The 12,301-nt window shown below is 44.9% G+C and carries 12 protein-coding genes; 11 read left to right on the forward strand and 1 reads right to left on the reverse strand.

What is annotated here, in order from left to right; genetic code table 11:
• Window positions 1–598 precede the first annotated feature (598 nt).
• The 11 genes from AB7D94_RS13260 (at window position 599) to AB7D94_RS13310 (ending at window position 11,858) form a co-directional block, all read left to right on the forward strand.
• Window positions 599–775 carry a hypothetical protein gene (locus AB7D94_RS13260; protein WP_420266373.1) on the forward strand — a complete coding sequence of 59 codons (177 nt, stop codon included), beginning with the start codon at window positions 599–601 and terminating at the stop codon, window positions 773–775.
• 167 nt (window positions 776–942) lie between these two features.
• Entirely contained in the window at window positions 943–2,436 is a 1,494-nt protein-coding gene (locus AB7D94_RS13265; RefSeq protein ID WP_420266374.1) for a B12-binding domain-containing radical SAM protein, read from the forward strand.
• Window positions 2,437–2,464: 28 nt separating this feature from the next.
• Complete coding sequence (locus AB7D94_RS13270; RefSeq protein WP_420266375.1) at window positions 2,465–3,301, forward strand: transketolase; 837 nt, start codon at window positions 2,465–2,467, stop codon at window positions 3,299–3,301.
• Entirely contained in the window at window positions 3,294–4,229 is a 936-nt protein-coding gene (locus AB7D94_RS13275) for a transketolase family protein (protein WP_420266376.1), read from the forward strand. The genes AB7D94_RS13270 and AB7D94_RS13275 overlap by 8 nt, the downstream gene beginning before the upstream one ends.
• 42 nt (window positions 4,230–4,271) lie before the next feature.
• Window positions 4,272–4,976 carry a glycosyltransferase family 2 protein gene (locus tag AB7D94_RS13280; protein ID WP_420266377.1) on the forward strand — a complete coding sequence of 235 codons (705 nt, stop codon included), beginning with the start codon at window positions 4,272–4,274 and terminating at the stop codon, window positions 4,974–4,976.
• A 123-nt stretch (window positions 4,977–5,099) separates the two neighbouring features.
• On the forward strand, window positions 5,100–5,888 hold the full coding sequence (locus AB7D94_RS13285) for a sugar phosphate isomerase/epimerase family protein (protein WP_420266379.1): 789 nt from the start codon (window positions 5,100–5,102) through the stop codon (window positions 5,886–5,888).
• A gap of 82 nt (window positions 5,889–5,970) precedes the next feature.
• Window positions 5,971–6,165: a type II toxin-antitoxin system HicB family antitoxin gene (locus AB7D94_RS13290; protein WP_420266380.1), complete on the forward strand. Its 195-nt coding sequence runs from the start codon at window positions 5,971–5,973 to the stop codon at window positions 6,163–6,165.
• A complete protein-coding gene (locus tag AB7D94_RS13295) occupies window positions 6,165–6,401 on the forward strand; it encodes a type II toxin-antitoxin system HicA family toxin (RefSeq protein ID WP_420266381.1) in 237 nt (78 codons plus the stop codon). The genes AB7D94_RS13290 and AB7D94_RS13295 overlap by 1 nt, the downstream gene beginning before the upstream one ends.
• 259 nt (window positions 6,402–6,660) lie before the next feature.
• Window positions 6,661–8,667, forward strand: coding sequence for a methyl-accepting chemotaxis protein (locus tag AB7D94_RS13300; protein WP_420266382.1), 2,007 nt, complete (start codon window positions 6,661–6,663; stop codon window positions 8,665–8,667).
• Between the two features lie 1,038 nt (window positions 8,668–9,705).
• Complete coding sequence (gene dcd / locus AB7D94_RS13305) at window positions 9,706–10,254, forward strand: dCTP deaminase (RefSeq protein WP_420266383.1); 549 nt, start codon at window positions 9,706–9,708, stop codon at window positions 10,252–10,254.
• Between the two features lie 47 nt (window positions 10,255–10,301).
• On the forward strand, window positions 10,302–11,858 hold the full coding sequence (locus AB7D94_RS13310) for an anthranilate synthase component I family protein (protein WP_420266385.1): 1,557 nt from the start codon (window positions 10,302–10,304) through the stop codon (window positions 11,856–11,858).
• Window positions 11,859–11,940: 82 nt separating this feature from the next.
• Here the strand turns inward: AB7D94_RS13310 and AB7D94_RS13315 are convergent, their stop codons facing one another.
• Complete coding sequence (locus tag AB7D94_RS13315) at window positions 11,941–12,162, reverse strand: pilus assembly protein HicB (protein ID WP_420266386.1); 222 nt, start codon at window positions 12,160–12,162, stop codon at window positions 11,941–11,943.
• Window positions 12,163–12,301 lie beyond the last annotated feature (139 nt).

Consider the following 12,301-nt stretch of genomic DNA (forward strand, 5'->3'; position numbering starts at 1 on the left):
TAGGACATTTCTATTTTGGTAAGAATAGGACATTTCTACTTTGGTACGACATTGTTTCCTCATTGTTGTTGACATTGCTCTTATCCACAAGATACAATACCCGCATAACCTATGCCGCATATAGAAAAAATATATCATTTTCTATATCACATGGACACGACATCTCTCTGTAACCTTGTAGACGATATTAGGGGCGGGACTGAAATTCACCTGTCTCAGCTTAATGCCGTTTTAACAATGGCGGAGGATATTGGGTGGAGCCGTAGTGAGTTGCTGACAGTTGTTAAGAATATGTTAAGAACTCGTAGTCAGTAAGGTAGGACAAGGCGGAACGCTATGTATTTATCCCTGCATTTACAGAGATGTTTAAATATCTTACATAAATTCTAATTTTATTTGCTCAAGAGATCGGTATGATAGTAAATATGGAAATCTTGGACAGTAGTTTTTAACTTAACGAAGTGAAAAACATGAAATATGTGATAACGTTATCGTGCATTGAAGACGGAAAGGTAGAGAAGAGATACTTGTATCCAAACAGCGGTGGCTCCACTCTGAAACAACGAACAGATTATCGAAAGCATTTTTCACGAGTACAATGGCCGAAGCGCAAAGAGACGCATGGTGGTATGATGGCGATAGATGGAGCATGGAGATTGAAGAAATCGATATTAATCAATACAGTTTTTTTGGTGTTCCGGTGTCTGGTTTTCTGTTTGTTGATTTTACAATGGAGACAGGAGACACCACATCAAACGGGGAAGACTCAGGATGATTCATTTGTTATAGAAATCTTCTCACTTCTATGAACGCATTTGGTATCATATCAACGCACTGCCCCAACTCTGCCACCCTCCCCCAACACGTTGCATATTACAGCACAATATGATAATCTAAAGCAGTGAAAGGTTTACAAAATAATGAGATATTATAGGTGGGCTATTGAATAAAACCGATGTCTTGTTTATCCATCCCGGCAATCATCGAAAAACGTATCAAGACCTTTCAGGCGAATACACCGCAACAGCTACCCCCGCGTGGACGTTGCTGAATGCCCAATATATAAGGGAGGCGGGGTTCTCTACAAGGCTCTATGATGTAAACGTTGAAGGATGGGACGACAATACCGCAAGTGCGCTGCTCAGTGATTACAACCCCGAATTAATCGTCATGATGGTCTATGGGCATAATCCATCGGCGTCAACTCAGACTATGCCCGCCGCTGGCAGGATTGCAGGGGATATAAAGAGGGCAAACGACGCGGTGCCATTGGCTATGGGTGGTATGCACCCCTCGGCACTGCCAGAGCGTACGATTACAGAAGAGGCGGTGGACTTCGTAATCATCGGCGAAGGCCCTCATACTATTAAGGGGCTGGTAAACTGCCTCAAAGGCAGGGGCGGCTTGCAAGATATAAAAGGACTTTGTTATAAGGGCGGCGGTGCGGGGGTAATAGTGAATCCTATTGCGGATATTATAGAAGACCTGGACGCGCAGCTTACTGGTTACGCGTGGGATTTGCTCCCGCCGTTAACAAACTACAGGGCGCACAATATGCACTGCTTTCAGGATTTTGAAGGCAGCGTGCGAGACGATTTTTCAGACGTCAGGTCGCCCTACGTGGCTATGAACACGTCTCTGGGCTGCCCGTATAACTGCACCTTTTGCTGTATCAATTCTGTGTTTGGAAGGCCCGGTATCAGGTATTGGCCACTGGATACGGTTTTCTCATGGATTGATGAGCTTGTAATAAAGCATAAGGTAAGAAATATCAGGCTTGATGATGAGCTGTTTATCTTGTCGGCAGAGCGCGTGGAGAGATTCTGCGACATGATGATTGAACGCGGGCACGACGTAAACCTTTGGGTATATGGCAGGGTTGACACGATTGAGGAGCGGTTGTTAAAGAAGATGAAACACGCCGGAATAAACTGGATTTGTCTGGGCATAGAATCAGCCAGCGAGGGCGTAAGAAAAGACGTCAACAAGAAGATTCGCAAAGACATAAAGACAGTTGTCAGTATGATTCAGGCCAATGATATATATGTGCTGGGGAATTTTATGTTCGGCCTGCCGGAGGATAACATCAGCACGATGGAGGAGACACTGCGGCTTGCGACTGAGTTAAACTGCGAGTTTGCAAATTTCTATTCTGTAATGGCATACCCCGGTTCGGAGTTATACAATAAGACCGCCAAAGAACACCTGCCCGAGACATTGAACGGGTATGCACAGCTTGGGTATGATACGAAACCCCTGCCGACTAAGTATTTAACTTCCGCCGAGGTTCTGAGGTTCAGGGATGAGGCGTTTTATACATATCATGCAAACCCCTTGTATCTGGACATGGCACAAAGACGATTCGGCGGCAAGGTAAGAAGACATATTGAGAAGATGCTCGGATGTAAGATCAAGAGGAAGCTGTTAGGCGATTAATTTTAGGCTATTAAACAAGGAGATTTTATTGAGCGGCTCGGCGGTCAGTTTAAAAAACAAGTCGTACGAACTTAGAAAAAGGGTGCTTGATATGTGCGTAAAGGCAGGGACGGGACATGTGACATCGTCTCTGTCAAGTGTTGATATAATGGTTGCCTTGTACTACGGGGGCATCCTCAAATATGACCCTGAAAACCCGCAATGGAGTGGCAGAGACAGGTTTATTCTAAGCAAGGGGCAGGCAAGCCCGCTCCTCTACGCGGTGCTTGCCGACACAGGTTTTTTTGACCTCCCGGAGCTTGACAGGTTTGCCCAGCCTGATGGTATGTTTGGTGTTCACCTGCAGTGGGATGTGCCGGGCGTGGAGCTGACCTCGGGGTCGCTGGGGCATGGTTTTGGAGTGGCCGCCGGCATTGCCCTGGGTGCCTTGATGGACAAGGACCTCTTTATGGTGTTTACGCTTTTGGGTGACGGCGAGTGTTATGAAGGCTCAATATGGGAGAGCGCAATGTTTGCGGCGCACAATAAATTAAACAATCTGGTTGCTATTGTGGACAGGAATTACCTCTGCGTTACAGATTTTACAGAAAACATAATTGCGCTTGAGCCGATGGAAGACAAATGGAGGGCATGTGGCTGGAATGTCAAACGGGTAAATGGGCACTCAATAAAGGATATAGTTGAGGCTCTTGCCTATGTGCGCTGCCGACGGTCACATAAACCCCTCGTGCTGATAGCCGACACCGTGAAGGGCGAAGGGATTGAGTGCCTTACAAATAATCCCATATGGCACGGCCAGGCCCCTAAGGGCAAAGACGCCGAAATGGCGAGGGTGTGCTTATTGACGAGGCAAGGCGATGAATAACATAGCGCAAAGAGACTCCTTCTGGAACAAGATATATGAGATAGCCGCGACAGACCGCAACGTGGTATTGATTTCGGCGGATATGGGGGCACCGTCCCTTGATAAATTCAGAAAAGACTTACCGGCGCAGTTTGTAAACGCTGGGATAGCCGAGCAAAATGCCGTCCTCATCGGTGCCGGCCTTGCGCTCAAGGGAAAAAAGGTATATCTCTATGCGATAGCCCCGTTTATTACGCTTAGGTGTCTTGAGCAAATCAGGGTCGAGTGTTCAATCATGACAATCCCCATGGCCATAGCGGGGGTTGGGGCGGGGATGAGCTATGAGGATTCCGGGCCGACGCACCATGTGCTTGAAGACATTGCCATAATGCGCTCAATGCCAAACATAACTATACACAATATCACTGACAGTGTTATGGCAGAAGCGGTTGCGGGGATGTCCTATAATATAAAAAACACCACCTACGTCAGGATTGACAGAGAGGTCTTTCCTGATATATATGCCCCTGATACAGATTTTACGGCGGGTGCGGCGGTTGTTAAGACGGGAAAGGACTTTTATCTGGTTTCAACGGGTTGCATGACACATGCCGCGCTGCAAGTGGCAAAGCGTCTTGAGGAAAGAAATATCCACACAGGAGTAATAGACATATATACGTTCCCAATAAATGAGGAATTCTTAATAGACGCACTCAAGGGGGTAAAGAAGATTGTCAGCCTGGAGGAGCACTTTTTGCCGGGCGGGCTTGGCAGCGCCCTTGGCGAGATAATCATAGATAACGACCTGCCTGTTAAACTCAGGCGTTTAGGCATCGGGCATGACAAGGGGTTTTGTTACAAGTACGGTGGCAGAGAAATCATCAGAGAGTACTATGGGTTAGACAAGGGAAGTCTCGAAAAAAAAGTTGAGGAGTTTCTGAAAAACTGATGGCGGCTGAGGCATTTATTAAAGATAAGGAGGTCATTTTAAGTGAAAGTAGCGCTGTTAATACCGACGTTTAATGAAATCGTGGGGTTAAGGCAGATAATGCCTAAGATCAATAGGGAGTGGGTTGACGAGATAGTATTTGTTGACGGCAACTCTACGGACGGTTCAATTGAATATATCAGAGAAAATAATTACACGTTGTATTTGGAAAAGGTGCCAGGCGTGCGCCGTGCCATGATAGATGCAATTAACACTATTGAAAGCGATGTTATCATCACATTTAGTCCTGATGGCAATTGTATCCCTGAGCTGATACCGAAACTGGTCGAAAAGATGAGAGAGGGCTACGACATGGTCATCGTATCCAGATACGGCGATGGGGCTAAGAGCTATGATGACAACATCGTCACGGGTTTTGGCAACTGGTTTTTCACGAGAACTGTAAACTTCCTCTATGGCGGCACATATACCGATGTCATGGGGATATATCGTGCGTATAAAAAGGAACTGGTAAGCAGCCTTGATTTGGATAAGGAGATAACATACACAACGCCAGAGAAATTATTCAGGACGAGGCTTTTTTGGGAGCCTATACTATCAACCCGTGCGGCAAAGAGAAAATTAAAAATCACAGAGATAGCCGGTGATGAGCCAAAGAGAATCGGCGGCGAGGCAAAACTCCAGACAATTAAATGGGGGGCGGCATACCTGTACCAGGTTCTAAGGGAAAAGGTATGGTGGCGGTAAAAGGGGCAATGGACTTCGCCCGCGTTATTGTAAATAATTACATAAAAAACGCGGCCTGAGGGGATAATAAACCTGATTTACGTCTCAACATCAGCGATTAACTCAGCAAGTACCATTGAGTGCGTGAGGCGGTGCGCCCAGTTCACAAAAAACATTGAACTCAGCGGCGGGTGCGACTACGAAGATGGCCTGACAGCGAAACTCGTTGAGATAAAAAGGCAGAGGGGATTAAACTTCCTCCTGCACGGCTACTTCCCCCCTCCCCCAACTGGACACTTTATAATGAACTTCGCCGAAAACAGCGACAGAACCAGCGCGTTTATAAAAGAGGCGGCTGCCTGTATCAGGGTGCTTGAGATTCCATACTATTCGGTACACTCGGGGTTTAAGAAATCATTCAGCCTCAAAAAAGAAATCCTCATTGATTTATATGATAAGAACACATTCACAGTTGAAGACATCGGGCAGTCAGCGTCATATTTCAAAATGGAGTATCCAGATATAAGGCTTGCGCTGGAGAATCTCTACCCAAATCCAGACAGACACTGTTGTTTTATGATACACATTGAAGAGATAACGGGGATGCTTGATAGATTTCCCGGCATATATCTACTGTTAGACTTAGGGCATTTAAAAATTTCCTCGCACCTTACGGGATTTAATTACGCTGCCGCGGTTGAGCTGCTGTTCAGGCAATACGCGCATAGAATCCTGGAGCTGCATCTCTCAGAAAACGACGGCCTGACAGACAGACACTGGCCAATACGCGGTGACAGCGTTCAATACGATATAGTAAGGCAGTATGCAGATGTGATAAATGAACGGGGAATAAACGTGGTAATTGAGACAAGGAATTCTGATTTTGAGGCAGTGAAGGAATGTTTTTTGTTGATAAACGGGCTTTTGCGTTAACGATGAGGATATGTTAAAATAGACAATAGGAAAATTTATAAATCTATCAAATTAGAAGTAATTTTACAGGGGGATAAACCTGATGAAACTTAGGATAATAGTCGAACCGGATGAGGATGTCTATGTTGCGTATTGCCCTGAACTGCCGGGATGTGTTACCTACGGAAGCACATTTGAAGAGGCCCGTGAGAATTTCATTGAAGCCCTTGAATTATACCTGAGACCTTCAGAGGAACAAGTACCATTTGATGCGAAAGTCTATGAGGTTATGGTGTAGTGGGCCAAAGACAGCTCCGCGTTACGGCTGATGAGATAATAAGGGTGTTACGCTCAATAGGATTTATAAAGATAGACCAGTCGGGAAGCCATCAAAAGTGGAGACACCCTTCAACAAGAAAGCAAACGATAATACCCTACCATAGCGGAGATATAATAAGGCCAAAGACCTTCAAAAAAATACTTGAAGGGGCAGGACTAAGCATTGATGATTTTATAAAAATCAGAATGAAGTAATAGCAGAGAGGAACAAAAGGACGATAAACGTGGTAATAGAGACGCGCAATTGCGATTTTTAGGCAGTGAAGGAGTGTTTTTTAACACTTTCGTATCTTCTGCCACCTTTTTCGTGAAATGCAGAAACACACACTGGTGTCAACTTTTTCCAGCTTACCTCCTATTTGACATAAGAGATTCTAAATCGTATAATAGCGATTCGTGACTTTAGTTAAACAAGCTCATCGCTAAATACTTAAAGGAGGCATTACAAGCAGATATGCGTAACAAGAAATTTACCAGTTTCAAGACAAAAATATTCTTTGCGATTGTTTTAATAATGTGTTTATTCGGAATAGTTCTAACTGCAGACGACTATTGGAAAGGCAAAAATAGGGTTATTAATAGCGCTATGGAATCAATTGAAATATTCGAAAAAGTATATAGCAGCGAGTTACGGGCAAGGAAACAGGATTTGTCCATGTCTCTTGAGATATTTTTGCTAAACCGTGAAATACAAACAGCATTTGCCAACGGTGATAGATTGGCACTTAATAATCTTACACTGGACTTTTTTAAAAACAAGCTCAAACCTGAATATGGAGTCAAACAATTTCAATTTCACAAGCCCCCTGCCATAAGCTTCTTTCGTGTTCATAAGCCTGAAAAACATGGTGATGACTTATCCGCCTTCAGGCAAACAGTTGTTGCCGTCAACAGTACAAAGAAATCAGTAGCCGGTCTTGAGGCAGGCCGTGAAGGGCTTGGCCTTAGAATTGTCTATCCGGTTATAGTTGACGGTAGCCACGTTGGAAGTGTAGAGTTCGGAGGGGATATAGATTCGATTCTTGAGACTGCGCGACAAATAACCTCAGCGGATTATGCAGTGGGTGCGAAAAGCTCTATTTTTACCAAGTCTAAGAGATTTGAGGACAAAGCAAAAGATTTAGAAAAAGACGGCCTCACTTTTTTTCTTTATTCGGATGCTCGCATAAGAGACCTTGTTATGAGGCTTGATTTGAAGAAAGAAGGTCAAATCACTGCTTTAGGGGATAAGTCGGTTTTTTTTAAGCGGGTTGCCTTTAAAGACTACTCTGGAAACAATATTGGGGACATCCTGGTAATAAAAGATGTGACGGAAATGGTTTCAGGTACGCATAGGGCGATGATATATCATGCGCTGTTTACTATTATATCAATGGCTGTCATAGTTATAATCCTGTATATTTCAATAGTTAAGACATTTATAAAGCCTCTTACCGAGGCCCTGAAGGCCACAGATAAACTGGCCGGTGGAGACCTTGCAATTGAAATCACTACCGCTAATAACGACGAAGTCGGGCTGCTTATGGAGTCAATGGATAACATGGTGAATAAACTTAACGTGGCTATTACAGATGTACAGATGGCGTCGCATAACGTATCCAATGCCAGCAAGAAGTTAAATGAATCATCTATTGCTATTAAACACCAAATAACGGAACAGTCCAACAGGACTTCCGGTATCATGGATTCAACAAACGAACTATCAGCAACCGCAGGTCAAATCGGCGTAAGTGCCGCAGAAATAGCGGCCTCGGCATCCGACGCGCTTAGGGTAGCCACAAATGGTAAAGCGATAGTAAATGACACAGTCAAAGAAGTCCATGGCATTGAGGCCACGGTTATGGAATCCGCCGGGATAATGGCAACGTTGGGCGAGAAGTCGAAACAAATCGGGGAGATAATCAGAGTTATAAACGATATTGCCGACCAGACAAATCTATTAGCTCTGAATGCCGCAATAGAGGCGGCAAGGGCGGGGGAACAGGGCCGGGGGTTTGCTGTCGTAGCTGACGAGGTCAGGAAGCTGGCGGAAAAAACCTCCAAGGCTACCACTGAAATCGGCGACATGATTGGGGCGATTCAGACCGAGACCGAAATGGCGGTTGATTCGATGAAAGACAGCCTGACACGTATTGAGGCCGGAGTGAATCTGTCGAAGGACTCCGGCACTTCGCTAAACAATATCGTTGAGAGTGTAAACGATTTAAGGGACAAGGTGAATCAAATTCTTAACTCTGCAGAGCGTATGACATCGATTTCCGAAACAATGATAAACGATATAGGACAGATTTTCGAAATATCAAATATGACCGGCAACATGTCGCATGAACTGGGCACGGCGTCAGATAATTTAGAGGAACTCTCTACGGCGCTTAACACCGTTGCAGGCCAGTTTAGATTAAAAGATAGGCTCATAAATAATGATAAAGAGCCATATCAAAAAAAATTGGGATTATTGTAAACATTTAATAGACTGCTCAGCAAACTGTATTAACCCAAAGCACGGTAATTTTGTTCTAACGAATAAACCAAGTTTTCATGGGAAGTTGCAATGATTTCCAGACTGTTCTTTTTTTTGTCTGTCATTCCGGCTTGTCCGGAATCTATCCTTATACCTCAGAATGGGCAAAATCATCATGAAACAACCATTTAAGGGACGATTCCGGACAACAGACCGTGTCACAATTACGTGAAATAATTCGTATTGAATTATCGATAATTATTGTCGAAAAGTTATTCCAAGTTGCAGACAAGAGACTGTACAACAAACCGTGTCATTCCTGCGAAAGCAGGAATCCAGGAACACCGTTGCACTGTGTGATGATATTTTTCAATAAGTTACATTATTCATCGGAACTTCCATTTATTATTATGTTGTTCCATGCTTAAAACAACTGGATTCCTGCTTTCGCAGGAATGACAGACTAAATAATATACAATCTTTGACCTCATTTCGGTATTAGAAAAAAGTTATATGTCGAAATGCCAATACAGATAGACATATAACTATGTGTGTTACATGTTTTGATTTTTTTTGTAAAAAATAATTATGACACAGTCTGCAAGCCGGAATGACGGAAAGGGACAAGAATGACAACAATCTAAGCAACTACACTTACTTATGATGGAGAACAAATTTACCGTGGGATACTCACGCACTCTGGCCGTTCATTGACAATTGCCCCTAAATCCGATATAGAGAAGTGAAAAGATGAGAAAACACTCGTAATTTAAGAGTTTAGGATGATATGCCATAACACCTGAAAGGTGAAATAAAAAAACCCATCCTTCGACAGGCTCATGCTAAAATGAAGTCATAGAAGTAAAAAGATCTCTTCAACAATTGAATCATCCTGAGCTTGTCGAAGGATTTCCGATTTCTGGGGAAAAGGTGTACATTCCTATATCGGAGATTGGGATTGCGGGGCTTGTTGTAAGAAAGTTGTTGGATTATATATAATCAGGGGGAGTTGTTAATCTATTTGACAGAGGTATTGAGATGGTTAAAAATGATAAGTGGATAAAGAAGATGGCGGAAAAGGGTATGATAGCGCCTTATAGCTTTGAGCAGGTGAGCAAGGGTGTCGTATCCTTCGGCGTTAGTTCCTACGGCTATGACATGCGAATTGCCGACGAGTTTAAAATTTTTACTAACATCAACACGACTATTGTTGACCCGAAAACCTTTGACCCGAAAAGTTTCGTGGATTTCAGGGGCGATGCCTGTATTATCCCCCCGAACTCATTCGCGCTGGCGTCCTCTGTGGAATATCTTAAGATTCCCCGCGACGTTCTTGTCATTTGTCTGGGTAAGTCAACATACGCCCGATGCGGTATTGTCGTTAACGTCACCCCGCTTGAGCCTGAATGGGAAGGACACGTTACTATTGAAGTCTCAAACACTACCCCTCTGCCCGCGAAGATTTACGCAAACGAGGGAATCGCCCAACTCATCTTCCTTGCCGCCGAGGAGACCTGCGAGGTCTCATATAAAGACAAGACAGGTAAATATCAGTCGCAGACAGGTATTACGCTGCCCAAGATTTAGGACGGCCGCACGCTTGATTAATCATTGAGGCTCAGGGATTATCCCCGTTGAAAGATATAATGTGCCCTGATAAAGACACATTTAAGGCCGGTTGCGTTGAAAGTGGCCGGATTGCCCCCGTGTATAAGGAAATCCCCTATTGCCGCCCCGCCGATTACTATGATGTGTTAAAAAATAAGAACTCGTTTCTCCTTGAAAGCATCAAAGGCCCGTTTAATATTGCAAGATATTCCTATATAGGGTTCGATCCATATTTAATATTAACGGCGCGCGACGGGGTTGTCGAGGTTTCAACTGTATCGTCTGCCACGAATACACCCATCAAGGCAGGCAGGAGCGTCTCTATCAAAAGTCCGCTGTCACGGCTGCGGGAACTTGTCGGCGCATATCCTCAGCAACTCTCACCGGGTCTGCCGCCATTTCAGGGCGGGGCAGCCGGTTTTATTAGTTACGACTTCGTGAGGTATTTTGAGGATATTCCAGATGCGGCCGTTGATGATGACTTAGAAATCCCCACGGCACACTTCTTTATGATTGATAAACTGCTCGCGTTTGACCACAAAGAAAAAAAGGCATGGTTTGTCGTGTGCCCCGCGGCGCGGGAGACAAAATTCGGCTTTAACGGCGTCGGCGCAAACTGGCAGGATTACTATGAACAAGCCGCCGAAACTATCAACGGCTATTGCGCCGTACTAAGAGGCGTAAGAAGCGCCACCGGCAAGGCCAACGAATTGATTGAGCACGGTAACGTGGAAATTCTCTATAACATGACAAAGGCCCAGTACATGGCAATCGTCAGGCGCGCGCTTGAGTACATCAGGGCGGGTGATATCTTTCAGGCGAATCTGTCTCAGCGCCTCTGTGCCGAAATAAAGACCACCTCCCCGTGGGCAATTTATAAGGTGCTGTCACAGATAAACCCATCGCCGTTTGCCTGTTATTTCGACTTTGGCGATTATCATATTGTAAGCTCGTCGCCTGAGCGTCTCGTCAGCGTGGAAATGAAAAACGACTCAACCGGCATGTATAAATCAGTGGAGACGAGGCCAATCGCGGGGACAAGGCCGCGGGGCAGGGACACACACGAGGACGAGTTGATGAGGGCAGAGCTTCTGTTAAATGAAAAGGAGCGAGCCGAGCATATCATGCTCATTGACCTTGAAAGAAATGACCTTGGCAGGGTCTGTGAATATGCCACAATTGGCGTTGACGAGCTGATGATTACCGAGGAGTACTCACATGTTATCCACATAGTATCTAACATCAGGGGGCGGCTCAAAGAGGGCAAGGACTGCTTTGACGTAATCAGGGCAACATTCCCCGGCGGGACAATAACGGGTGTGCCTAAGGTCAGGTGCATGGAGATAATCAACGAGCTTGAGCCGGTTGCCAGAGGGCCATATACGGGTTCGGCGGGTTATGTGGGGTTTTCATCGAACATGGATCTAAACATCATAATACGCACGTTTGTCATAAAGGGCGGCATGGCATACGTCCAGGCGGGTGCGGGAATCGTCGCGGATTCCGACCCTGAACGGGAATATTTCGAGACGCTGAAAAAGGCCGAGGCCCTGATAAGGACGATAAAGGTGGCAGCCCGTTAAAATTGGGGGATGGTGTAAATTAGGGGATAGTGGCGGCAATCCCGCATTTGCCGGTTTGAGTTATCAGATATAAACATTCACATTACACAACTTCCCGCATTGGACGAGTACATGGAACAGGGAGTTTGCGCCCTTCCGCGTCGAAATGATGGATAACATCCTCTACGACCTCACATAACTCACTGTATAGTTTTACAGGGTCGCCACCGTGTATGCCCGTTATCAGGTCAGGACACTTTCCTATATATACCTGGTCTTCCTCACTCCATTCAACCCATTTATGGTACCGATCAGCTTTTTTCATTTCTTCACCACGACAAGCTCCCTGATTTTCCCCGGCATTGTTTAATTATAACATATGTTTGAGCTGATTGCAATTTGAGTTATTGTCCCAAGCTCCGATATAGAAATTTGCACCTATTGATAAAAGGGTTTTTGAAAGC

The sequence above is a fragment of the Candidatus Magnetominusculus dajiuhuensis genome (genome assembly GCF_046044395.1).
In the GTDB taxonomy this organism is placed as follows: domain Bacteria; phylum Nitrospirota; class Thermodesulfovibrionia; order Thermodesulfovibrionales; family Magnetobacteriaceae; genus Magnetominusculus; species Magnetominusculus dajiuhuensis.